The sequence below is a fragment of the Tessaracoccus sp. MC1865 genome, assembly GCF_017815535.1.
Taxonomy (GTDB): domain Bacteria; phylum Actinomycetota; class Actinomycetes; order Propionibacteriales; family Propionibacteriaceae; genus Arachnia.
On sequence record NZ_CP072596.1, the window covers coordinates 329,900 to 353,383 of the forward strand.

The window sequence follows — 23,484 nt, forward strand, 5'->3', positions numbered from 1 at the left end:
TGGCCTTCAAGGGGATCTGACGGTTCCGTCCCGTGCAGAGAGTCAGATTGCCTAGTGCGGGCCTACCAACGTGACGGTGCGTAGTCCTTCAGGAAGACGCCGAACAGGTCGTCGCCGGCCTGGCCGCGGACGATCGGGTCGTAGACCCGGGCGGCTCCGTCGACCAGATCCAGGGGCGCGTGGAAGCCCTCTTCGGCGAGCCGAACTTTCGTGGGGTGCGGTCGCTCGTCGGTGATCCAGCCGGTGTCGACGCTGGTCATCAGGATGCCGTCGGATTCGAACATTTCCCGCGCGCTCGTCCGGGTCAGCATGTTGACCGCCGCCTTCGCCATGTTGGTGTGCGGATGGCCGGGACCCTTGTAGCCGCGCGCGAAGACCCCCTCCATTGCTGAGACGTTGACCACGTACGCCCGGGCCGGACCGCTCGCCACGCTTCTCGCCGCCTCGGCCAGGCGCGGCCGCAGGCGGCTGATGAGGATGAACGGCGCCGTCTCGTTGCAGAGCTGCACCTCGAGCATCTCGAGCGCGTCCACCTCGCCGACGCCCTGGACCCAGCTGTTCGAGTCGTGAAGGTCCGGAACGAGCCCTCCCGCGTCGATCGCTGAGCCGTCGGCCAGACGCGCCAGCGACGACGAGCCCGGAGCCAGAGCCATGTCCGTCAGGCGCTGGGCGTGGCGGGCCGCAGCCTCGGCATCCGCGTGAGTGGAGGCAGAGCCGGTGACCGCAGCGTCCGCCGCCGCGAGCAGCGGGTGGGCCTTGACCGACTCGGCCAGTGCCAGAGGATGCAGGTCTCGTGTGTGCCCGAACGTCAGGAGTTCTGGACCTTGCCCTTCGGGCCACAGCCCGTCCGGGATGGGGATCGACTCGGCGTCGACGAGGGGCGCGTACGCACCAGGCGAGCGTCGTACGGTCTGTGCCGCATTGTTGATCAGGATGTCCAGCGGGCCCCGGGCGGCCACCGCGTCGGCCAATGCGATGACCTGGGACGGATCACGCAGGTCGATGCCGACCACGTGGAGTCGATGCAGCCAGTCGGCGGCGTCGGGCATCGCCGCGAAGCGTCGCACCGCATCGCGCGGGAAGCGGGTGGTGATCGTGGTGTGGGCACCATCGCGCAGCAGCCGCAGCGCGATGTGCATTCCGATCTTGGCCCGGCCGCCGGTCAGCAGCGCTCGTTTGCCGGTCAGATCCGTCCGCGCTCCGCGCTTGGCGTGACTCATGGCCGCACACGCGGGGCAGAGCTGGTGGTAGAACGCGTCCACCAGCGTGTATCGCTGCTTGCAGATGTAGCAGGGTCGGGCCTTCATGAGCGTCCCGGCCGTCGGCGCCTCGACGCCTGACGTGAGCGCCAGCCCCCGCGTCTCATCATCGATGCGGTCGGGTGCGCCCGTGGCTGTCCCGGCGACGATCGCCTTGTCGCTGTCCTGGATCGCCGCTCGCTTGACGCTTCGGCGGTGGTGCTTGACCGCCTTGAACATCCTGCCGGTCGCCCGTCGGACGGCCACGAAGTCGGGGTGGGCCTCGTCGAGCTCGTGGATGGTGCGCAAGACCCGCAGGGTCGCGGCCAGGTCGTCTGGGTCGACTCCGCTGCCGACCGCCTCCGAGGAGGGTGCTGCAGTGGGCTTGGGCGCTGATGGATTCGACACGGCGCTAAGCGTACTCAGAACTCGGCCGCGGGCACCTCACAGCCGATCGCGCTCACCTGGCAGCTGCGCCGGCCGATGCCTCCGGACATCCTGATGGAGGCACGCGCAGCGAACTGAACAGGTTCATCGCATCGAGGGGTGATTGAAACAGGCGAAGCGTCGTGGACGCTTTCAGGACGTGGACGGTCCGAGGCGCTGCTCGGCGACGGCCGACGAGGTGGGCTCTTTCAGCTCGACGAAAATGGCGTGGGTCGGGGTGTCTCCGATGTTCATGCCCGCATGCTCTTGGGCGTCCAGCCACCGTGCCTGGAACGCAGTCAGTTCGACGTCCATCTCCCGGTCGTTTGAACGGAGCCGGCGACGGAACCCGGTGAGGGTCACCATCACGCTGTCGGGGTGTGAGTGGGGCTGGGTGGAATCGCCTGGTTGATCTACGTACTCCAACACTCGAACACGATGGTTCTCGAAGAGCACCCGGTACAGCCCGGGATTGGTGACAACAGGGTCTTTCATGACTCTCCTTTGGACTCTCGCTGCTCTTGCAGCGAGACGTTGACTGTTCTTCTGGGCGCGCTCGGGAGGGGGCGGCCGACGTCGGGAGCCTGCGTGACGCAGGCTCCCGACGCCTAACCCGCCGCGGTAGCGCTACCCGGCGGCGGCCACCTGGACGAGGGGAGACCAGGCGGACGTCCCCAGGGCGTTGGCGGCGCGCACCCGGAAGAACCACGTTTGCCGCGTGATGGTTCCGGTGGTGAACGTCGTCGTGTTCGCTGGTGTGGATCCGGTGCCGTTCACGGTGGTGAAGGCCGCGGTGGTGCTCCACTGGAGCGTGTAGCCGCTCTCGTTGGCGAGGTCAGCCCAGGTGAGGGTCACCCGCTCGCCGTTTCCCTGCCGCCTGGCGGTTCCGGCCAGGTTGGCCGGCGTTGCCGGAACGGCGACGGTGATCGACAGCGTGTTGGACGGCGCCGAGGCGCCCGCGGCGTTGGCTGCGGTCACCCGGTACTGGTACGTGGACCCCAGCGTCACGCTGGTGTCGGTGAAGGTCACGTTCCCCGTGCCGTTGCGCGCTGCCGGAGTGGCCAGGGCCGCGAAGGTTGTCCCACCGTCGGTGGAACGCTCCACCACGAACCCGGACTCGTTGCTCGCGTTGTCACGCCAGGTCAGAGCCACCCGAGGTCCGGCCTGCAAGGCGCCCACCAGTTGGGTTGGGGCCCCTGGAATGTTGACGCCCAGCTCCAACGAGGTTGCCCGGACAGACAAGCTCGGGAACTCCGCGCCGTACCCGACCGTGTTCACGGCCTGCACCCGGTAGCGGTAGGGCGTCGTGGCGTTGGACGTGGCGTCGACCAACTCACGCGTGCCTCCCCTGGTGTTGACCTGGTCCAGCGGCGACTGCACCGTTCCCACGTCGACCCAGGTGGTGCCGTCGGCCGTCCGCTGGACGACGAACGACGTCTCGGTGATCGAGTTGTCGGTCCACGTCAGCCGCACCCGGCGGTTGTTGCCCCTCCCGGTGAGGGTGTAGGCCAGCCCGACGGGCTGGAGAGGTGGCAGGGCGAGGCTGACCGGTCGCATCATGTCCATCTCCTCGTGGGAGAGGATGTGGCAGTGGTAGACGTACTCCCAGCCGAAGTTGACCAGCCGGTTGGTGACCACAGCGGTCGGGTTGCCCTGTGGGTCGGTGTTGTTGAAGCCCATCGTCGAGCCGATCGGATCCATCGGGCTCAGTGCCCGCACCGAGTTCGGCACCTCGAACGGCACCTTCGGGATGATCGGGCGCAGCGCCACGATCGTGTCCTCCAGTGGGCTCATCCGCACGGTGTCCTTCCAGCCCAGCTCGCCTGGATCGGTGGGCTTGATGATGTTGTCCCACGTCACCCGGTTCAGCACCTGGACGTCGTAGAGGTGGAAGTGGATGGGGTGCGTGTCCACGCCGTTGTGGGTGAATCGCCAGATCTGCGAGCCGTCGGCCATGTCGCTGATCGGGGAGACCTTCACGTCTGCCGAGGGCAGCTTGCTGCCGTCGATCAGTTCGGTCTGCGGATTGGTGAACGGGTAGAGAGTGACGTTCTGCAGTCCCGGTGTAGGCGGCTGCGCCTCGATGCCGAGGTTGGCCTGCATGCGCCCGAACTCGTCGAAGGTCGACGCATTCATCTCGTCGTGGATGGCCTTGGGCTCCATCTTCATCGACACCTTGGTGTTCGGTGAACGCAGAGTGTTGAAGGCGAAGGTTCCGGTGTTGTTCACCCGAACCAGCCCGTCGCAGCGCTGGACGGCGGGGTTGGCCACGTTGCAGTTGCTGCTGGCGGCGAAGGAGGCGCCGTAGGCCGAGTTGTAGGCGGCCTGGCCGACGATGACCGGGTGCTGGCCCGACTCGAAGACGCCCGACCCGTTCGCCTTGTGGGAGAACGCGGTGCGGAGCTTCGTCAGGTTGAACGCGGCCGCTGGTGTCGTGTCAGCGATGGTCACCTGCATTACCGTGCGGGTGTTGGGTCCGTAGCCGGCGAACGGCGTCGGGGCACCCACTGGGCTCAGATCGGGAGCGCCGGTGTAGTAGTCGTACGACGGCACCCGCGCCGGGAACGCGGCCGGGGCGTCGTTGTACATGATCAGCGTCTTGCCGGCGAACTTCGAGAAGTCGACGATGACGTCGGCCCGCTCGGCGGGTGCCAGAAGCAGCGAGGACTGGTCCACGTTGCCGACGTCGAAGCGCGTCGGATCGGTGATCCAGGTGGTGGGCTGCTGGCCGTCGAGCACCGCAGGCGCCGGCAGGAAGCCGCCCTCGCTGGCGATCTGGACCCAATCGGGGCCGTAGGCGTTGTTCTGGCTGCCCACCGGGGTGGGTGAGACCGTCGGATCCAGCTGGGCCGCCGCGAGCTCTTCGGGCTTGAGAGCCACCTCGGTGGTGCCGTCGCCCTGGGTGGGGTCGGCGGTGTACCACTGCAAGTTGAAGAAGCGGTCGTTGGCCGCGTTGAGCACCCGCAGCCGATACGACTTCGGCTGGAGGTTCAGCGTCGGGTAAGCGACACCGTTGACGATCGGGGTGTCGTTGAACTGCTCCATGCCGGCCGAGATGTTCGGGGTGCCCGGGATCTGCTCGGGTTCACAGAACGGATCGGTCTGGTACTGCCAGGTGGCCGGGTCGTCCAGATTGCAGGCAGGGTCGTAGTACGGGTTGGCAATCGGTCCGTTGACCGTCCCCGAGGCCGGTGGCCAGAACCATGGGCCGTACATCCAACGTCCATAGGCGCTCATCCCGGACGGGTCGCCCGGGTTCTGCGCAGGCATGTAGACGTGGTGGTACCAGAAACTGCCCTTGCCGCCCCAGCGTTGCGTGTCCCACGTCGGGTCCTGCAGCTGGAGCGTTGCCTCGTCCGGGGTGAAAGTGCGGTCCTGGACGATGAGGGGGATCGTGTCGTCGGCGCCGGGGATGGTCCCGTTGGTAACGAGGGCCTTCTCGGTGTCGTCGGTGATCAGGTATCCCGCGGCTTCGCCGGCGTAGACGTTGAGCCGGGTGATGCCCCACGAGTGGTCGTGGTAGAACATCATCCGGGCGCTCTGCTGGTTGGTGTAGTAGAAGGTGGAGCAGCCGTCATCGGCGGGAGCACACACTTCGGCTCCGCTGCTGTCCACCATGTCGGGAACGTTGCGCACGCTCACGCCCTCCGGCCAGGCGGTGTCCTCGCCGGCGGGGGTGATCCACTGGTGCGGTGTGCCGTCGCTGATCCACGGTGTGATGCCGCCGTGGAGGTGCAGCGTGGCCCGGTTGTCCTTGAAGCACATGTCGGACTTCGGGTAGCCGGTGCAATCCGGGTTCCGCACGCCGTCCATCACGGTGCCCTCGTTGACGGGCTCGGCCATCTCCATCGGGCCCATTCCCGAGCCCATCATGGTGCTGTCGGTGGGCAGGAAGAGGTCGCCCTCGGCGCCGTTGGGCAGGAGGTTGCGGAAGACGATCCGCACCGGCCGGTTCTTGGTGGCCGCGATGATCGGGCCTAGCCACTGGGGCGACGCGACGGCCGTGTAACCGCTGATCGGCTGCCGGGTGCCGTCGAGCAGTTCGTTGTAAAGCGGCACCTGCCGTCCCGGCACGGCCGCGGTGGACAGCTGCACGTAGCCGCGCACGAGCGTCGCGGGCAGGTCCGTGGAGAACTTGGTGCGGTACTGCACCAGGCCGATGACGTACTCGTCGGCCTCCTGGTCGTTGTAGGTCTTCACCTCGGGGACACCGGTCGGGATGAACTTGGCGTCCGCTCCCATGGCCGGCGTGTCAGGTGCCAGCGGGCAGCCGAGCCCGTCTGTGCCAGGGTTGCACGGCACAGGCAGTTCGTCCTGGAACTTCTTGATCCCTGGCGAGAGATAGCCGTCGCCGGCGGTGTCGACCGTGATCGAGGAGATGGAGCCGACGTCGGTCACCGCCGTGACGGTGGCCCCCGTGCCGGTTCCGGTGGGATCAGTCACCTCCACGCTGGGAACGCTGGTGTACCCGGAACCCGGATCAGTGATGCCCGTTCCGACGAGCGCGAGGCTCGTGGTGGCGGTTGCCGCCGTGGCGCCGTTGATGGGGTCGAAGATGGTGCCGTTGCGGATCGTGACCGCGGGGGCTGTGCTGTAGCCGGATCCGGGATCATCGACCACCACTGCGGTGATGGTGCCGCCCGCATCCATCCCATCCACGGCGTCACCGTTGGCGGTCATGGGGATGTGGGCCTTGGCCACGGTCCCGTTGGGATCGTCGGGGAGGTCGAAGTCGACGGTGGGCATCGTGTAGCCGCTGCCGCCGTCAGCGAGGGTGACGCCGTCGACGCCACCCGATGCGGTTACGGTGGCACCGGTGCCGCCGCCTCCGGTGATCGCGATGGCCAACGCGCCGTAGCCGGCGCCGGGGGAGTCCACGCTGAGCTCGACGACGGCGCCGCTCGGGTTGACCGTCGCTGTGGCCGTGCCGGCGGTGCTACCCGCGGCGTTACCACCGACGGTGACCGTGGTGGTGGTGTCGTAGCCACGTCCCGGGGAGGTGACCGTGATCGAAGCCAGTCCGCCGGTCTGGGGGTCCACCACCGCCACCGCCTCCGCACCCGTGCCCGGGCCGTCGACGGTGACCGTGGCCGTCGACAGTGTGTAGGGGCTGTTGGCCCAGTTGGGGTACGGCCCGAAGTAGTGGGGCACCTTCGTCTCGTCAGTCGGTGATGTCGGCGCAGCAGCGGCCACTTCTGCGGTCACCGCTTGCGGTGCGGCCCCGTTTGCCTCCAGCCCGATCACGGGTGTCATCACAATCAGCAACGATGCTGAGGTGATGGTGATGGCGAGCCTTCGTCGGCTCCTCCTGAGCACGTTCATCATTCCTTCCCCTCTCGTTTCGCGGGGGTCGTTTTTCTCGCCCGCCTACCGAGGGCGTCAACCGACGCTCACCCGCTATTGGAGCCCATCCCCGCGCGTGGAGAGATCAACTGACACAGCGGTCACGCAGGCGTAATCTGTCGGTCATGAGCATCTTGATGGTCGTCGATGACCACGAGCGGACTCGAGCCCTGCTGCGCACGCTGCTGGCGAACGAAGGTCACACCGTATTGCTCGCCGAGGACGGGGACGAGGCGCTGCAGCAGCTCCGTGAGCAGGAGGTGGATCTCGTACTGCTCGACGTCGTGATGCCGAAGTCGAACGGGCTGATGGTGCTGTCTGTCCTCCGTAAGAATGGCTTCACCACCCCGGTCGTCGTCGTCTCGGGGGTGGACGACGTTTCTCTGCGGGTGCAGGCGCTTGACCTGGGCGCCGTCGACTTCATCGTGAAGCCGTTCCACAACGCCGAGCTGGTGGCCCGCGTGCGGCGCCATCTGGTTGACCAGCCACACGAGCGCGACAATCAGCGCTTCCTGGAGGTGGGCGGGCTCCGACTGGACATGGATCGTCGCCTGGCACGCATGCGGGGGAAGGACGTGTACCTGTCCGAGCGTGAGTTCGGGTTGCTCGCCCACCTCGCGCGCCGGCACGGCGACGTGTGCACCCGATCTGAGTTGCTGCACGACGTGTGGGGGTTCGACTTCGATCCCGGTAGCAACTTGGTGGAGGTCTGCATGCGGCGGATACGCAAGAAGGTTCCGGACGTGCCTGTGGAAACCATCCGTTCCGTCGGCTACTGCTTCACCGACGGCTGACCTCAGAGGAGCCGAGATGAGGCAGGGCAAAGGGGTGCTGCGGTCGCGCCTGTTCCTGCCGTGGCTGGCCCTGGCAACGGTCTGCGCCCTGTGGATGTGGTTCGTTCCAACCTTCGAGGTGGTGCCGTTCCACCTGGTGTGGGTGGGCTTCGCGCTGGCCTACGGTTTTGAGGCCTGGGACCTCCTGCCGACGGTGCTGGCGGCCGTCGGAGTCAGCCTCATCACGGGTGCGATCCTGGTTTATCGTGCTTCGACCGGACACGTGGCCTGGGCGGAAACCACCGAGATCCTCCTGATGCTGATGCTGGCCGGCTTAGTGGTGTGGCACGTCCAGCGCAGAGAAGCGGCGTTGACCATGGCCGGGGCGCTGGCCGATCGGGCAGCGCAGTCGTCGGCCCGGCGGCTGCGGCTGGCCCGGCTGACCTCGCACGAGATGCGGACCCCGCTCACGATCGCGCAAAGTTATGTGGAGATGACGCTCGACGGGCAGGAGCACACGGACGTCCGCGAGCGACTGGAGGTGGTGCACGACGAGTTGCGTCGTTTGGCCCGGGCCAGCGACAGGCTGCTGCGGATGATCCAGTTGAGTGACCTGTTGGAGCGAATGCCCGTAGATGTGGACGCGCTGCTGCGGGAGACGGCCCACCGGTGGGCGTCCGTTGCCGACAGGAACTGGATGGTCGACTCCGACGCCGGCACCGTGACGCTCTCCGCCGAACGCATCCGGGGCTGCCTCGACACGTTGATCGAGAACGCCGTGCGGTACACCCACAAGGACGACACCGTGCGCCTGGCTGCCTCGACCAACGCAGGAAGCCTGTGGCTGGGCGTCGCGGACGCCGGGCGCGGCTTCGACGCGGCACTGGCCGCGGCGGTGAATGCGCGCCAGCCGCACATCGCACATCTGCCCCCGGTCGCCGGGGACCTCGACCTCTCCCAGACCGGCCTCGGCATCGCGCTCGTCCAGGAGATCGTGGAGTCCAGGGGCGGCCGCGTGTTGGTGGGGCGCAGCCATGAAGGAGGTGCGTTGGTGCTCCTGATCCTGCCGATGGATACCGGCACGGCAGGGACAGTGGGTGGGGCGCCTGCGACGGCTGAGTTGCCTGACGTGGTCTTCGACGCCGACAAGTGGGCGACCCTTTCTCCCGACCCCATGCCCGCGGTGCGCTTCTCGAGCTAGGTCAGGCGGTGACGTCGGCGGTCCTGAAGCGGCCCCAGGCCAGCGAGGCGAAGATCGCCACCCAGCCCAGTTGAACCAGAAGGCCGGACGCGAGGACACTCCAGTCGACCTCGAGGCGGAGGAACTCGGCGAAGTCGAACCAGTGATGCGTGAGCAGATAGGGATGGATGGCCGACAGTTGCGGCAGCGTGTCCAGCACCGACGACACCACGGCCACGACGGTCGTCGCGGCCATCGCGCCGACCGGTACATCCGTCAGGGTTGAGAAGAACAGCCCGACGGCCACCAGACCCGTCAGCGACAGCGCCACGTACGCCGCGACTCCCAGCATCCGGCCCACGCCCGCCGCGAGGGACACCGTGGTGCCCGACAACAGTGTCATCTCCGAAAATCCGAAGAACGCACCGCCGGCGGCGAGAGCGACGATCGTGATCACCAGCACGGCCGCGAACGCGAAAGCGAGTGCGACGAGGGCCTTTGCCGCCAGCAGCCGGGTTCTGGCCACCGGTACCGTCAATACGTACCGCAGGGTCCCCGTCTGGGCCTCACCGGCGATGGCGTCGCCGGCCGTGATGCCGATGGTCAAGGGCAGCAGGAACGGCAGGCACATGAACAGTGCTGCGATGACCAGGAAGAGCCCATTGCCGGTCACCCGGTCGATGAAACCTGGGCCCTGCCCGCTCATGCCGGAGTTGCTGGCAATGAACAGGACGAGGGCGAGCAGGAGTGGCACCAGGGCCAGCCCCGCCAACAGGGCCAGCGTGCGCCGTCGCCCGAACAGGAGCCGAAGCTCGCTGCGGACCAGCCGCCCGAACGAACCCCTAGCGCGCGACATCGAAGCCCTCCCCGGTCAGTTCCACGAACAGCTGCTCCAAGCTGCGCCGTCGGACCTCGAGCCCGTCCAGGCCGACACCGGCGTGCACCAGCGCTGCGGCCACCCCCGACGGGGCAGTGGCGCCGAGCGCAGCGTGCAGCACGGCGCCCTCGGCGGTCACTGACTCGAGCCCGAGCCCGCGGAGCACATCGGCGGCGGTAGCTACGTCGTCGAGGTTGGTGGTGACCACCAGCGTCGAGGCGTCGTCGGCGACCAGCGATCCCCGTTCCGATTGGACCAGCAGCCGACCCTGGCTCATGATCCCGATGTGCGTGCAGACCTGTTCGATCTCAGCCAGCAGGTGGGAGGAAACCAGCACGGTGGCGCCCTCGGCCGAGAGTTCGCGGATGAGGTGGCGGACTTCCCGGGTGCCCTGGGGATCGAGGCCGTTGGTCGGCTCATCGAGCACCAACAGGTCGCGGGGCCTCAGGAGCGCCGCTGCGAGTCCCAGCCTCTGCTTCATCCCGAGCGAGTACTGACGGTACGGCTTGCGGGCGGCGGCGGTGAGCCCCACGCGTTCGAGAGCCTCGCCGATCCGTTGCCGCGACGAGGACCGGGCGGACGTCGCGTCACAGGCGTCGAGCCGGGCCAGGTTGGCGCGTCCGCTGAGGTAGGGATGGAAGGCGGGTCCCTCGACCAGCGCCCCCACGCGGGGGAGCACCTCCAGGGCGTCTCCCGGCATCGGCCGGTCGAGCAGGCGTGCGGAGCCTAACGTGGGGGAAACGAGGCCCAGCAGCATGCGGATGGTGGTGGTCTTCCCCGACCCGTTGGGGCCGAGGAAGCCGTAGACAGCACCGTGGGGTACTGCGAGGTCGACCCCGTCGACCGCCACCTGCCCGGAGCGGAAGCGCTTGGTCAGCCCCGAGGTCTCGATGGCGGGGGCGCTCACGCCATCGCACGCAGCGTCTCGGCGGGCACAGCACCCACGAGCACGCGGCCGTCGTCGGTCATGAGGATGCTGAGCAGCGTGGAGCTGAGCAGGCGTCCCTCGGGAACCTCCGTGGTGAGCTGTTCGAACAGTGCTGCGTTGTCGAGCCCCATCCCCCCGGAGTGGTCGGGGGTGAACTCGTCCATCAGTTCCTGGGCCTCGTCCGATCCGACAAGGCGATCGGGCATGCCGGACATGGCGCCCGGGTCGGCGGCGAGGAGCTTGGTGAGGTCCATTCCCTGGAGTTCGACGACGCTCTCCCATCCCGAGCCGGTGACCGTCGGCTTCTGATGGTGCGTGCCCTCGTGCGACGGCATCGCGCCATCCTGCTCGGGGAGCGGTACGACGACCTCGCGCTCGGTGGCTCCCGCGGGTGGGGAGAACTCGAACACCGATTCGTTGGGCATCTGGAAGGAGACGTCGGTGAAGGAGATTTCAACCGCGGGCGCGCTCTGGTCCTGGGTGCTCCAGGTCTGCACGCGGAGGGGGGTCATCGTTTCGCCGTCGACGGCCACCACGACGCGCTCCACGAGGGTGGCGTCGGTGTCGGGGGTCACGACGAGCTGGTAGACGTCCCTGCCCGCGATGATCATCTGGGAGTCGACGCTGATGGTGCTGGACTCGTCGGCCTTCGCGAGCGCTTCCGCTGCGGCTTCCTGCGGGGTGGGCAGCTCCGCCTTGCGGGCCAGGGCCTCGGCACGGGCCTCCTCGCTCATCGCCTCCAGGCGCGCCCGGTCAGCATCGCTGACGCTGTAGTGCACGGCCTCGTCGTCGGAGCTGGAGTAGGTCCACAGGTCCGCTCCGTCGGCCACGACCGAGTACTCGGACACGGCGCCCAGCAGTGCCACCCGCGACCGCTGCTCGCCGTCGGTCCACACCTTGAGCGTGGAGCTGCCGCCCAGCAGCGACATCGGGTCGGCGCCGGTCGCCTCGGTGAAGAGCAGGTCGGGTAGGCCGAGACGTGCGGTGTGCACCACCGTGCCGGACATCGGCTGGGGGTCCGCCTCGAGCACTCGAGCGACGAGTTCCTCGGCGGAGATGTCGGGCAGATCATTCGACTCGCCCGCGGCCAGCAGTGGCTGGGCGGCCAGGGAGGCAGTGACGGCCACGGCGACGACGATCGGCACCGCCCACGGGGAGCGGAGCGGGGAACGGCGGTCAGCCTGGGAATCGGTCATGGTGCCACGATAGGCGCCGCACGCTGAGAGGCTGCTGAGAGCGGAAGCGTGCGGCGCTGGGGTGCGGACGACGCGTGAATGACATGATGAAACCGTGCGCGTACTGGTGGTCGACGATGAGCGCACCCTCGCGCGCGCGCTCCAGCGGGGACTGACCGCTGAGGGTTTCGCTGTGGACGTCGCTCACGACGGTGACGCAGGGCTCACGTTGGCCACCCACGGCGACTACGACGCCATCGTGCTCGACATCATGCTGCCGAGGCGCAATGGGTACGCGGTGACCGCTGAGCTGCGGAAGCGCGGCGTCTGGACCCCGGTGCTGATGCTGAGCGCGAAGGACGGCGAATACGACGTGGCCGACGCCCTCGACCTCGGTGCAGACGACTACCTCACCAAACCGTTCTCGTTCGTCGTGCTCGTGGCGAGGCTCCGGGCTCTGGTTCGGCGACCCTCCGGCGCCAGGCCGGCCGTGCTCGAAGTGGGTGCGCTCACCCTTGATCCGTCCACCCGAGCGGTCACGCTGGGCGGCGCGCCGGTGGAATTGACCGCCCGCGAGGTGGCGTTGCTGGAATACCTGATGCGCCACAGCGACCGCGTGGTCGGCAAGGTGGAGCTGCGTGACCACGTCTGGGAGGGCACCGGCGAGGACCTCAATGTCGTTGAGGTCTACGTGGGCTACCTGAGGCGCAAACTGGGTCGCGACGTCATCTCGACCATCCGGGGCGCCGGCTACCGGGCCGTCGGATGACTGGCCCCGTGCGGTGGGGAGGGCTGTCGCTGCGTCTGCGACTCACCCTGCTGACGGCCGGCCTGCTGGCGGTGGGGCTGTCCTTGGGCGCCGTCGCGCTGACCGCCGTCGTCTCCTCCAGCCGCGTCGCCGAACTCGACCGCGCGGCCACCGCCCGCGTGGAGACCATCGCCCGGCTCGCTTCCGACGACCGGCTCCCGGATCCGCTCCCCGTCACCCAGCCCGGAGAGATCGCGCAGGTGCTCGACACCGATGGGCTGGTGGTGTCGAGCTCCGCTACGGCCAGCCGAACGCTGCCGCTGCTGAGCCCCGAGGAGGCAGCGCTCGCTACGGAGCGACCCGGGGTCACCTTGCCCACCGCCTACGACGACCGCGCCCGCATCGCCGCCAGGACTGCGACCTGGCGAGGCGAGCGCGTCACCGTGGTGGTCGCGCTGCCGCTGCGCGACGTGGAGGGGGTGCTTCGGGCGCTTCGCGTATCGCTCGTCGGGGTCGTGCCCATCCTGACCCTCGCGCTGGCTGGACTCATCTGGCTCGCCCTGGGCAGGGCGCTGCGCCCGGTGGAGGAGCTGCGGGTGGCCGCCGCGCGGGTGGCGAGTGAGGGTGGGCCCGGCGCGTTGCCGGTGCCCGACGCGGATGACGAGCTCGCCGCGCTCGCACGCACGCTCAACGAGATGCTTGATCGACTGGATCGGGCGGCGTCGCGGCAACGCCGATTCGTGGAGGACGCCGCGCACGAGCTCAGGTCGCCGCTGTCGTCACTCAGGGCGAGCATTGAAGTGGCCCTGTCACATCCCGACGCCTTCCCGACGGGGGAGCTGGCGGCGGAGCTGGAGCCGGAAGTGCTGAGGATGCAGGCACTCGTCGACGACCTGTTGCTGCTGGCCCGGGTCGGGGCGGCGGGTGGACGTCGTCGTCTGACCGATCTGCGGGCGGTGGCGGAGCAGGTGGCGGGTACGCGCCGCGCAGGGGTGGCGCTCGAGGTGATGGGGGAAGGCGCAGCGACGGTGGACGGGCCTGCCGTGGAGCGGGTGCTGCGCAACCTCGTCGACAACGCGGTGCGGCATGCCGGCTCCCGGGTTCGCATCACGGTTGCGGGGCCCCGCGTCGTGGTCGAGGACGACGGGGCGGGGATCGCGCCGGAGGACCGGGAGCGGGTGTTCGAGAGGTTCGTCCGCCTCGATGAGGCGCGCCAGCGTGAAGCCGGGGGCAGCGGTCTGGGGCTCGCCATCGCCCAGGAGATCGCCCGCGACAACGGGGGCGACGTTGCGCTGGGCGACTCGGAGCTGGGCGGACTTCGGGCGGAGTTGACGCTCGCCGCGCAGCAGCCGGCCTCTTAGACGGCTGTTTCCGGAACGTGGGATATAGTAGAAGGATCAACTACCTCTCTGAAGGATTCTGCATGACCTTGGTCGCCCCGCCCGAGCACATCACCGCCAGCCGCATCTTCACCGAGCGGCACACCGCCTACCGCTTCACGTCGGAGCCGGTCACCGACGACGAGCTGGCTCAGGTGTACGAACTGGCGAAGTTCACCCCCACGGCCATGAACAGCCAGCCGCTGCGGATCACGTTCGTGCGCACTCCTGAGGCGAAGTCCCGCCTGCTGCCGTTGCTGGCGGAGTTCAACCGCCACAAGTCGGAGTCGGCTCCCGTCGTGGCCATCCTCGCCGCTGACATCGACTTCCACGAGCACCTGCCCGTCGTCTCGCCCCAGTCTGCCGGAGCGCGCGACCGGTTCGAGGCCGACGATGCGATGCGCGAGGCGTTCGCGCGCAACAACGCGTGGCTCCAGGCCGGCGGGTTCATCCTCGCTGTGCGCTCCGTCGGGCTCGACGCTGGCCCGATGGGCGGCGTCGACCTCGCAGGCCTCGACCGGGAGTTCTTCCCCGGCACGTCGATGCGCAGCCTCATGGTGGTCAACATCGGCCATGTCGCCGAGGACGGCACGTTCCCGCGTAACCCGCGCCTCGCATTCGACGAGGCAGCCAGCCTGATCTGACCCGCGTCGGCCCCGGCCCCGCACGAACCTAACGCCGCCACCCGAGCCTCTTGTCGCGGGAAAGCGTTACATGTAACGTGGATCCATGAGCGTCAGCGACAGGGTGGGGCAGTACCGCGAGCGAATGCGGGCTCGCGGGTATCGTGCGGTGCAGGTGTGGGTGCCGGACGTGCGGTCGGAGCAATTCGCTCGTGAAGCCCGTCGCCAGGCCGCCCTAGTGGCGGACTCTGACCGCAGACACGACGAGCAGGACTTCATCGAGGCCGTTGCCGTCGACTGGGACGAGGAGTGAAACGCGGCGAACTATGGACGGTGGCGGGCGGTGTCTACGCCTCGAAACCGCGGCCGGCGATCATCGTTCAGGATGATGTCTTCGATCAAACGGACTCGGTGGCCGTCGTGCCCCTGACCACGAGGCTCATCGACGCTCCACTGTTGCGATTGCGAATCCCCGCAGGTGGCGCGGGCGGGTTGTCCCAGGACAGCGACGTGATGGTCGACAAGCTGACAACGGTGAGGCGGAGCAACGTGCAGGTGCGCGTCGGCAGGCTCTCCAGCCAGCAGATGGTCGACTTGGAGCGACTCCTCATGACCTTCCTCGGGATGGCCCGCTGACAGATGGCGTCAGCGGGCTCCCGCGTCGATGAACGTGGACTCAGCCGGTGCAGAGCGCCTGCAACTCCGCCATGGAGGCCCCGAACTCAGTGGTGGCCTCGGTGACGTCTCCCATCTCACTCATGTCCTGGTCGACGTAGACCTTCTGGATCGCGTCGCGCATCTTCGTGGCGTCTTCCTGCACGGCGCTGGCGGCCGCCTTGACCTCCGGGTTGACCACGATGTCCGCGGCCGTGCGGTAGGCCTCGACCAGCTTGGTCCAGGTGTCCACGGCTACCTGCGGATCCGCGGTGCCGACCGAAGCGATGTCAGCGATCGCCTTGCTCGCATCCTCGAGGGGGCCGGACATGCTCGCGCAGGCGTCCGCCACCGGCTGCTGGGCGTCCGTGCCGGCCGGGGTCGACGCGTCGGAGTCCGCGCTGGGGTCGGCGGAAGCGGACTGGGTGGTGGGGTCGGCCGACGCCGACTCGGTGCCTGTCTCGGCGGTGGTGGTGGTGTCCGTTGCGGGGGCTTCGACGGAGGCGCCGGGCGTCGTCGACTCCCCTGGGGTGCCGGAACATGCGGCGAGCCCGAGGGCTGCCATGGCGGCGATGATGGAGGTGCCGATTCTGTGATTCATGATCTTTCCTTTCGGCGGATCTCGGTGCTCCTCATGCAGGAGCCGTAGTCGGAGCATAACTTTCACCCGGTGCACACCGACCTGACGCGGCGAGGCCAGCCGCCGCCGTCCGATCCCCCGCTAAGCGACGGCTGGGACGTAACTCAGGCGCAGCACGTCGTCGTCGACCTGCTCGAAAGCCGCCAGGCGCAGCCGCGGACGGGGCCTGGCGAAGAACGGATCCCCGCCGCCCAACACCACCGGGTGGAGGTAGGTCCGGTACTCGTCGATCAGGCCGAGCTCCGTCAGGCTCTGGGCCAAGCGCGGCCCCGCCACGGCGATCTCGCCGTCGTGCTCGGCCTTCAACCGGCGCACCGCCTCCGCCAGATCGCCGGTCACCAATGAGGCGTGGGGCCCAACCTCCTTCAGGCTGCGCGAGACGACCCACTTCGGCTGCCGGCGGTGGGCGACGGCGAACTCCCGCTCGGCGTCGTCCCACTCGGCCCGGTCGTCGTCCCAGTAGCGCATCAACTCGTAGACGCGCCGCCCGTAGAGCGAGCCCGTCTGCGTCCGCGCCTCCTCGATGAAGCGCCGGAACAGCGTGGGGCCGGGCGCGAACTTGTCGTGATCGACGTACCCATCAAGGCTCTGGTTCATGCTGAAGACGAGCGTGGCCATGGCCACTCCTTTCCCCGGCGCCGGACACCGCTCAACGGTCGGGCGCGATTCAACCGAGACCCTTTCGAGGCTACCCGCCCGGATGCTGAGCCGTTCAGAAGGTGCCCAGCTTGCGAAGAGGTGGAAGGATAGGGGAGTGACTGCAATCTGGGCCCATCGCGGCGCGTCGGCATACGCTCCGGAGAACACGCTGCCTGCGTTCGAGCTCGCCCTCAAGATGGGTGCCGACGGCCTGGAACTCGACGTCCAGCGCACCGCGGACGGGCAGCTCGTCGTCGTCCATGACGAGGCGATCAACCGCACCTCCAACGGCTTCGGCAAGGTTGTGGACCAGACGCTGGAGGAACTGCGCGGCGCGGACTTCTCGCACGGTTTCCCCGGCCGTCGCAACACCAAGATCCCGCTCCTGCGCGACGTGCTGGAGCTGGTCAGGGGCACCGACGCGACGGTCAACCTTGAACTCAAGAACAGCGTCGAGCTGTACCCGGGGCTCGAGGACGACGTGCTCGCCGCCGTCACGGATGCAGGGATGCTGGACCAGACGCTGTTCTCGTCGTTCAACCACTACAGCTTGGCCAACCTGCGCGGACGGGTGTCGCCGGAGCACCTCGGCCTGCTGTTCTCGGACGGCCTCTACGAGCCGTGGGAGTACGCCAAGCGGTTCGGCGCCGGCAACGTGCACCCGCACTACCTGGCGCTGCGCCACCCGGATTTCGTGTGGTTGTGCCACGAGAAGGGCATCAAGGTCAATGCCTGGACGGTGAACAACGACGAAGACGCCCTGCGTCTGAAGCGCATCGGCGTGGACGCGATCATCACGAACTTCCCCGACAGGCTGGGCGAGACCGTCCGTCGCGGCTACCTCTGAGCCAGACCGCTGAGCCAGACCGCCGACGGCGCGAGCCGCCCCGCGCGCTCGGGCCGACGTCGCCGAGCCGCGCTCGATAGGGTGGGCGCATGAGCAACCCGTTCCGCCCAGAGCTGTGGACCCCCGTCGAGGGCTTCGAGTTCACCGACATCACGTACCACCGCGCCAAGGACGTGCCCGCCGTGCGGATCGCGTTCGACCGGCCGGAGGTGCGCAACGCGTTCCGCCCGCACACCGTCGACGAGCTGTACCAGGCGCTCGAGCACGCCCGCACCTCCTCCGACATCGGCTGCGTGCTGCTGACCGGCAACGGGCCGTCCGAGAAGGACGGCGGCTGGGCGTTCTGCTCCGGCGGGGATCAGCGCATCCGCGGCCGCGCCGGCTACCAGTACGCGGAGGGCGAGACGGCGGAATCCGTCGACGCCGCCAAGCTCGGCCGCCTGCACATCCTCGAATGCCAGCGCCTGATCCGCTTCATGCCGAAGGTCGTCATCGCCCTGGTCAACGGGTGGGCTGCCGGCGGCGGCCATTCGCTGCACGTCGTCTCAGACCTGACGCTGGCGTCGCGCGAACACGCCAAGTTCAAGCAGACCGACGCCGACGTCGGCTCGTTCGACGCGGGCTACGGCTCGGCCTATCTAGCCCGCCAGGTGGGGCAGAAGTTCGCCCGCGAGATCTTCTTCCTCGGCGACGTCCACGACGCCGAGGACGCCCACCGCATGGGCATGGTCAACCGGGTGGTGCCGCACGCCGAACTCGAGGACGTCGGCCTGGAATGGGCCGCCAAGATCTGCGGCAAGTCACCCACCGCGCAGCGCATGCTCAAGTACGCCTTCAACGCCATCGACGACGGGCTGGTCGGCCAGCAGATCTTCGCGGGCGAGACCACCCGGCTGGCCTACATGACCGACGAGGCCGTGGAGGGCCGCGACTCCTTCCTGGAGAAGCGCAGGCCGGACTGGTCGAAGTTCCCCTATTACTACTGAGCCATCGCGGCAGCGCAAGGCACGCACCCGCGTCTGACAAGCGACGACTCCCCGCGGAACCGCCGAAAAGTAGTACGTCTGACCTCTCGCCGAGGACCCCTGGATCGACCCCGCGCTCAGTAGGGTGACCGGGTAGACCTACCGTGTGGAAGTGAGGGTCGATGGCGATCCTGGAGCCCTCCTCAGTTGCCAGCCTCAGAGCCGCCCTCGCCGCCGGCGCGGGGTTCAACCTGCTGCTGTTCCACGGCCACGTGCCGGAACAGCCAGGCCAGGTCGACAACGGCTGCCTCAGCGAGCACTATCCCGCGCCCTTCGAGTCCGACGGCGAGCTCTTCCGCACCGTCGAGCACTACCTCGCCTGGCGCAAGGCGACCCTCTTCGGCGACACCCATTCCGCACAGCGCGTGCTGAGGGCAGAGTCGCCGACGACGGCCCGGGCGATCGGGCGCACCGTCCGGCCGTTCAACGACGAGGTGTGGAAGTCGCACCGCTTCGAGGTGGCGGTGGCCGCCAACGTGGCCAAGTTCGCCGCGGATCCGCAGTTGGCCGACCACCTGAGGTCCACCGGGCACGCGGTGCTGGTCAACGCCACGCCCATCGACAGGGTGTGGGGCATCGGCCTGTCGGCCGATGACCCCGCCGCCCAGGACCCCACCCGCTGGCCGGGCCTCAACATCCAGGGCTTCGCCCTCATGGAGGCCCGCCGCCGGCTGCTCAGCTGAGGTGGGAGACGACCTCCCAGGTGGGGTCGTTGGCCACCTCCACCGGTAGGGCGAGCGCGGTGGCGAGATCGAGCAGCCGCTGCGTCGCCTCCGTGTCGGGCCGGACGTAGGAGTACCACGTGCGCAGGCTGTTGAGGGTTTCGACGGCGACCAGTTCGCCGTCGGCCCCGATGCTCTCGTTGATCATCTCCTCGACCTCGTCGGCCGCCGGGCCCCGCAGGTCTTCGAGCCGGAGCCGGATGGTGACGACCTTCTCCAACAGCGGTTCCCGCGCCACGCACAGCGGCACCCTGATGCGCGCGTGGAGCTCCTTGCCGTCGTAGCGGGTGCCCTGCACCGTGGTCCACGGGCTGACGTCGGGGAGCTCGACGAACCGGGTGCGCACGTCGTCGACGAAGCGCCGCAGCGTGACGAGGTCGACAGGGTCCTCCGGCGGGCTGTCCAGGGCCTCGAGCCCACCCACCCAGCACTGCACATGCTCCTCGCCCAACGCGACGTCCACCATGGCAGCGGCCAGCGACGCCCGCTGCTCGGCGGTGAAGGGCTCGAACAACGGGTGCCACACGCCGACGTCGACCCGGCGCGCCATGTCGCGGTAGGTGATCTGGGTGTCCGCCAACTCGAGGGCGAGCCCGTCGATGTCGAAGGTCACGGCCATCGGCTCCGGTGAGCGCTTGATGAAGTTCGAGTAGGACCAGTGCCGGTCCGGCGCTGGGGCGCCGTCACGGACCCGGCGGGCCAGCGCCATCAGCCACGGCTGCCCATGGGCAGAGATGGTGAGGGTGCGACGGCTGCGCCCCGCGTTGTCGTCGATGCGGTAGCCGAGGCGCGAGTCGACGGCGTCGAGCTGCTCGGCGAGCAGCGGCCCGTAGGTGCGGACCGCAGCCTCCTCGGCGCCGGTGTCCAGCAGCGACCCCAACGCGGCTGAATGCCGCCCCCACCACTGCCAGAACGCGTCGATCCGCTGTGCCTCGTCCATGACCCGAGCCTAGGGCGAGTCGTCAGCCCGCGTAGCTGTAGATCAGCACCGAGTACGGGGCGATGGTGAGCGTGGCGCTGGCGCCGAACCCGTCCTGGCCCTCGTCGTTGCTGTGCAGGTCGTCCGACGGGTGGTCTCCGAAGTCGTCGGAGTACAGGGTGGCGTCGGAATTGAGCTTCAACTCCCACCTGCCGCCTGACGGCAGCCCGATGCGGTAGTCGTCGCGCACCTCGCCGGAGAAGTTCGCCACCACCACGACGTCGTCGCCGATGCCGTGGTCGTACCAGCGCTGGAACGCGATGACCTTCGCGTCATCATTGCGATGGAAGACGTTGATGCCCTGGCCCTGCAGCCCCTGCGACTCGCCGAACAGGTTGCGCCGCAGCGTGATGAGGTCCGCGTAGAGCTGCACGATGCCGTGGTGCTCGCGCTTCAGATGCCAGTCGAGCGGCACGTCGTCGCGGAACCAGTCGCCCTGGAGGAACTCCTGGCCCTGGAACAGCATGGGGATGCCCGGCGCGGTCATCACGAGCGCGGCGCCCAGCGTGGAGCGCTTCTGCGCGAACCAGCCCTGCTGGTCGCCGGGCTGGACCTCCGCCACGACCCTCGCCTTGCCGTTGGCCACCTCGTCGTGCGACTCGGTGTAGACCACCCGGCGGAACGCGTCACCGTCGTAGTTGAAGGTGAGCGCGTCGGCGATGGCGTCGATGCTGCGGTGCGCGTCGTCGTATTCCTGCAGGGCCTTGCGCACCGGGTGCACGAAGTTGGGGTCCCACTGCGCGTGGTAGCCCGCGCCGTCGTTGTCCAGGCCGGTGACCAGCGGGTTGGAGTGCATGTCCTCCGCGATGAGCAGCGCCCTGGGGAACTGGGCGCGGATGTCGCGGTTGATCCAGGACTGCAGGGTCCAGCCGTCGATGATGTCGAAGCCCGTGGCGTCCACGGAGCGCATGTACGGCGTCATGTCGTAGCGCAGCCCGTCGACGCGGTACTCGCGCAGCCACATCAGCGCGTTGTCGTGGATGAAGCGACGCACCTCGGCCCGGCCGTAATCCGGGCGGGTGTCGCCCCACGGGGTGCTGGAGCGGTGGTCGTTGTAGAAGTAGATACCGCCCTTGTCGTTCTCCTGCCACCCGTCGAACTGCCACAGGTCCAGGTCTGACGGGCCGAAGTGGTTGTAGACCACGTCCTGGATCACGGCCAGGCCCATGCGGTGCGCCTGCTTCACGAACTCGCGGTAGGCGCGGGGGCCGCCGTAGGTGGATTCGACGGCGAAGATGTGGGCGGGGTTGTAGCCCCAGGACAGGTCGCCGGCGAACTCGGCGATGGGCATGAGCTGGATGGCGTTGCAGCCCAGGTCCAGGACGTGCTGGAGCTTCTCGGCCATCATCGTGAAGCTGCCGGTGTCGTCGCTCTTGGTGAAGAACGAGCCGACGTGGGCCTCGTAGATGACGATCTCGTTGTGCGCCGGAGGCTCGAAGCTGTCGTCCTCCCAGTCGAAATCGAGGGGGTCGACGATGACGGTGTTGCCGACGGAGTTCGTCACCTCGCGGGCGTAGGGGTCGTTGCGGTGGAGTTCGAGGCTGCCGTTGGTCAGCAGGTACTTGTACTCCTGACCCGCCTCGGCGCCCTCGACGTAGCCGTACCAGTACCCCTCGTCGTTCTCCCTGGTGAGGGGATGTGCCGTGGTGTCCCAGCCGTTGAAGTCGCCGGTGACGCTGACGCTGTCGGCGTTCGGCGCCCACACCCGGAATCCGACGCCACCCTCGGCGACGATCGCGCCCATACCCTCTAGAACCACGATGGCCCCTTTCTGATCTCGCCTCAGAGTAGGGGATGTCTCCAAGCGTGCGCTGGGAGTGGAGGGTGGCTCAGAACAGCACGAGCAGCAACGCCCATGCCGACGCCACGATCTCGACGACGCCGATCTGCCCCGGCGAGCGACGCCGACGCGGCAGCCACCAGGCGCGCGCGATGAGGGCCGCTGCCCACATGGGCCAGCCCCAGCCGAGCCAGCCGACGATGGCCGCCGCCAGCACCAGCGCGCCGAGCGCCACGTGGTAGAACAGCGACCGCTTCGCCGAGCGGGGGTCGTTGCGCTCCCGGATGAGTGCCTTCACGTGCAGCACCGTGCCCACGAAGTAGGCCGTGATGGCCACCACGACGGCGACCTCGTCAGCCCGGACGAAGTCCACCCCCGCGGTGCTGCGCAGCACCGCCATCAGGCCGCAGGACGCGACGATCGTGAGCACCCCGGAGAGCACGGTGCGTTCCCGCTTGGAGGCCGCCAACCACAGCGCGCTACCGAGCAGGACGGCGTACAGCGGTGCCCACAGCAGCAGCGACCAGCCCCGGAACCACAAGGTGACAAGGCCCGCGACGACGGCGATGGCGCCGTAGACGGCCACGGCGGGGTAGTACGAGGGGCGGCGGCGCGGCGCGGCCTTCAGCGCCAGCGTGAGCGCGTGGTAGGCGAAGTAGCCGATCAGCCACGTGACGCCCAGCGCGGCGTCGCCACCGTCGAGGGGGCGGTAGGGGGCCACCAGGATCAGCCCGGCGAGGAACGGGACGATGATCATCGCCCAGGCGCCGTGCTGGTTGGTCATCCACCCCTTGGACGCTCCCTTGGCCATGACCCCAACCTATCGGCCGCCCCGCGGGGGACGAGCGACGGGGTGCCTACTCGGCCAGGCCGTACAGGCGGTCGCCGGCGTCGCCGAGGCCGGGCACGATGTAGCCGGCCTCGTTGAGGCGCTCGTCCAGCGAGGCGACCACGACGCGGCACGGCACCTGCAGGTCGCCCAGGAGGTGCTGCAGCTTCTCCACGCCCTCGGGCGCAGCGGTCAGGCAGATGGCGGTGATGTCGTCCGCCCCCCGGTCCACCAGGTACTGGATGGCGCCGCCGAGTGAGCCGCCGGTGGCGAGCATCGGGTCCAGTACGTAGCACTGCCGGCCCGACAGGTCCTGCGGGAGGCGCTCCGCGTAGGTCATGGGCTGCAGGGTCTTCTCGTCGCGGATCATGCCGAGGAAGCCCACCTCCGCGGTGGGCACCAGGCGCAGCATGCCGTCGAGCATGCCGAGCCCGGCGCGCAGGATGGGCACCACCAGGGGCGCCGGCTGCGCCAGCTTCACACCGGTGGTGGGGGCGACGGGCGTCTCGATCTGCACCTCATGGACGCGCACCCCGCGGGTCGCCTCGTAGGCGAGCAGGGTGACGAGTTCCTCCACGAGCAACCGGAAGACCGGCTGCGGCGTGTTCTTGTCCCGCAGGACCGTGAGCTTGTGATGGACGAGCGGGTGTTCGACGACGTGTAGTTCCACGGGACCAAC

22 protein-coding genes are annotated in these 23,484 nt (G+C 68.6%); 10 read left to right on the forward strand and 12 right to left on the reverse strand.

The window, feature by feature from the left end; all coding sequences use genetic code 11:
* Positions 1–62 precede the first annotated feature (62 nt).
* The 3 genes from J7D54_RS01355 to J7D54_RS01365 form a co-directional block, all read right to left on the reverse strand.
* Positions 63–1,646 (reverse strand): SDR family NAD(P)-dependent oxidoreductase, encoded by a 1,584-nt coding sequence (locus tag J7D54_RS01355; protein WP_182762810.1) that lies wholly within the window; start codon positions 1,644–1,646, stop codon positions 63–65.
* A gap of 171 nt (positions 1,647–1,817) precedes the next feature.
* Positions 1,818–2,159: a cytoplasmic protein gene (locus tag J7D54_RS01360; protein ID WP_182762808.1), complete on the reverse strand. Its 342-nt coding sequence runs from the start codon at positions 2,157–2,159 to the stop codon at positions 1,818–1,820.
* Positions 2,160–2,291: 132 nt separating this feature from the next.
* Positions 2,292–6,989 carry a multicopper oxidase domain-containing protein gene (locus J7D54_RS01365; RefSeq protein WP_209455180.1) on the reverse strand — a complete coding sequence of 1,566 codons (4,698 nt, stop codon included), beginning with the start codon at positions 6,987–6,989 and terminating at the stop codon, positions 2,292–2,294.
* A gap of 143 nt (positions 6,990–7,132) precedes the next feature.
* Between J7D54_RS01365 and J7D54_RS01370 the strand changes: the two genes are divergently transcribed.
* Both J7D54_RS01370 and J7D54_RS01375 read left to right on the forward strand, forming a co-directional pair.
* Positions 7,133–7,801, forward strand: coding sequence for a response regulator transcription factor (locus tag J7D54_RS01370; RefSeq protein WP_182762804.1), 669 nt, complete (start codon positions 7,133–7,135; stop codon positions 7,799–7,801).
* A 16-nt stretch (positions 7,802–7,817) separates the two neighbouring features.
* Entirely contained in the window at positions 7,818–8,981 is a 1,164-nt protein-coding gene (locus J7D54_RS01375) for a sensor histidine kinase KdpD (protein WP_182762802.1), read from the forward strand.
* Position 8,982: 1 nt separating this feature from the next.
* Here J7D54_RS01375 and J7D54_RS01380 read toward each other — a convergent pair whose 3' ends face one another.
* From J7D54_RS01380 to J7D54_RS14165, 3 genes are read right to left on the reverse strand one after another with little or no spacing between them, the layout of a single operon-like run.
* Positions 8,983–9,816: an ABC transporter permease gene (locus J7D54_RS01380; RefSeq protein ID WP_182762800.1), complete on the reverse strand. Its 834-nt coding sequence runs from the start codon at positions 9,814–9,816 to the stop codon at positions 8,983–8,985.
* Positions 9,803–10,744: an ABC transporter ATP-binding protein gene (locus J7D54_RS01385; protein WP_245244067.1), complete on the reverse strand. Its 942-nt coding sequence runs from the start codon at positions 10,742–10,744 to the stop codon at positions 9,803–9,805. Before J7D54_RS01385 ends, J7D54_RS01380 begins: the two co-directional genes overlap by 14 nt.
* The gene (locus J7D54_RS14165; protein ID WP_245244069.1) at positions 10,741–11,961 is read right to left on the reverse strand and encodes a hypothetical protein; all 1,221 of its coding nucleotides are present in this window, start codon (positions 11,959–11,961) and stop codon (positions 10,741–10,743) included. Before J7D54_RS14165 ends, J7D54_RS01385 begins: the two co-directional genes overlap by 4 nt.
* Before the next feature lie 94 nt (positions 11,962–12,055).
* Between J7D54_RS14165 and J7D54_RS01390 the strand changes: the two genes are divergently transcribed.
* From J7D54_RS01390 to J7D54_RS01410, 5 genes are all read left to right on the forward strand, one after another.
* Positions 12,056–12,709, forward strand: a complete 654-nt coding sequence (locus J7D54_RS01390; RefSeq protein WP_182762795.1) for a response regulator transcription factor — start codon at positions 12,056–12,058, stop codon at positions 12,707–12,709.
* Positions 12,706–14,049, forward strand: a complete 1,344-nt coding sequence (locus tag J7D54_RS01395) for an ATP-binding protein (protein WP_182762793.1) — start codon at positions 12,706–12,708, stop codon at positions 14,047–14,049. Before J7D54_RS01390 ends, J7D54_RS01395 begins: the two co-directional genes overlap by 4 nt.
* Positions 14,050–14,111: 62 nt before the next feature.
* The gene (locus tag J7D54_RS01400; RefSeq protein ID WP_182762791.1) at positions 14,112–14,711 is read left to right on the forward strand and encodes a malonic semialdehyde reductase; all 600 of its coding nucleotides are present in this window, start codon (positions 14,112–14,114) and stop codon (positions 14,709–14,711) included.
* An 85-nt stretch (positions 14,712–14,796) separates the two neighbouring features.
* Positions 14,797–15,003, forward strand: a complete 207-nt coding sequence (locus J7D54_RS01405) for an antitoxin MazE family protein (protein ID WP_182762789.1) — start codon at positions 14,797–14,799, stop codon at positions 15,001–15,003.
* Positions 15,000–15,326 carry a type II toxin-antitoxin system PemK/MazF family toxin gene (locus J7D54_RS01410; protein ID WP_182762787.1) on the forward strand — a complete coding sequence of 109 codons (327 nt, stop codon included), beginning with the start codon at positions 15,000–15,002 and terminating at the stop codon, positions 15,324–15,326. The genes J7D54_RS01405 and J7D54_RS01410 overlap by 4 nt, the downstream gene beginning before the upstream one ends.
* A 40-nt stretch (positions 15,327–15,366) precedes the next feature.
* On the opposite strand, the gene J7D54_RS01415 is transcribed toward J7D54_RS01410, so the two are convergent.
* Together J7D54_RS01415 and J7D54_RS01420 are read right to left on the reverse strand one after the other, a co-directional pair.
* Positions 15,367–15,945 carry a hypothetical protein gene (locus J7D54_RS01415; RefSeq protein WP_182762785.1) on the reverse strand — a complete coding sequence of 193 codons (579 nt, stop codon included), beginning with the start codon at positions 15,943–15,945 and terminating at the stop codon, positions 15,367–15,369.
* Positions 15,946–16,065: 120 nt separating this feature from the next.
* A complete protein-coding gene (locus J7D54_RS01420; RefSeq protein ID WP_182762783.1) occupies positions 16,066–16,602 on the reverse strand; it encodes a dihydrofolate reductase family protein in 537 nt (178 codons plus the stop codon).
* 136 nt (positions 16,603–16,738) lie between these two features.
* On the opposite strand from J7D54_RS01420, the gene J7D54_RS01425 reads away from it, so the two are divergent.
* The 3 genes from J7D54_RS01425 (at position 16,739) to J7D54_RS01435 (ending at position 19,178) form a co-directional block, all read left to right on the forward strand.
* Complete coding sequence (locus J7D54_RS01425; protein WP_182762781.1) at positions 16,739–17,470, forward strand: glycerophosphodiester phosphodiesterase; 732 nt, start codon at positions 16,739–16,741, stop codon at positions 17,468–17,470.
* An 89-nt stretch (positions 17,471–17,559) separates the two neighbouring features.
* Positions 17,560–18,456, forward strand: a complete 897-nt coding sequence (locus J7D54_RS01430) for a 1,4-dihydroxy-2-naphthoyl-CoA synthase (protein WP_076063520.1) — start codon at positions 17,560–17,562, stop codon at positions 18,454–18,456.
* A 161-nt stretch (positions 18,457–18,617) separates the two neighbouring features.
* Positions 18,618–19,178 carry an NADAR family protein gene (locus J7D54_RS01435; protein ID WP_182762779.1) on the forward strand — a complete coding sequence of 187 codons (561 nt, stop codon included), beginning with the start codon at positions 18,618–18,620 and terminating at the stop codon, positions 19,176–19,178.
* Here the strand turns inward: J7D54_RS01435 and J7D54_RS01440 are convergent.
* The 4 genes from J7D54_RS01440 to upp all read right to left on the reverse strand — a co-directional run bounded on the left by J7D54_RS01440 (position 19,171) and on the right by upp (position 23,475).
* Positions 19,171–20,157 (reverse strand): hypothetical protein, encoded by a 987-nt coding sequence (locus tag J7D54_RS01440; protein ID WP_182762778.1) that lies wholly within the window; start codon positions 20,155–20,157, stop codon positions 19,171–19,173. The genes J7D54_RS01435 and J7D54_RS01440 overlap by 8 nt on opposite strands.
* A gap of 22 nt (positions 20,158–20,179) precedes the next feature.
* Positions 20,180–21,955, reverse strand: a complete 1,776-nt coding sequence (locus J7D54_RS01445; protein ID WP_245244071.1) for an alpha-amylase family glycosyl hydrolase — start codon at positions 21,953–21,955, stop codon at positions 20,180–20,182.
* A gap of 70 nt (positions 21,956–22,025) precedes the next feature.
* Complete coding sequence (locus J7D54_RS01450; protein WP_182762776.1) at positions 22,026–22,787, reverse strand: YwiC-like family protein; 762 nt, start codon at positions 22,785–22,787, stop codon at positions 22,026–22,028.
* A gap of 46 nt (positions 22,788–22,833) precedes the next feature.
* Positions 22,834–23,475 carry a uracil phosphoribosyltransferase gene (gene upp, locus J7D54_RS01455; protein WP_076063531.1) on the reverse strand — a complete coding sequence of 214 codons (642 nt, stop codon included), beginning with the start codon at positions 23,473–23,475 and terminating at the stop codon, positions 22,834–22,836.
* Between the last annotated feature and the right edge of the window lie 9 nt (positions 23,476–23,484).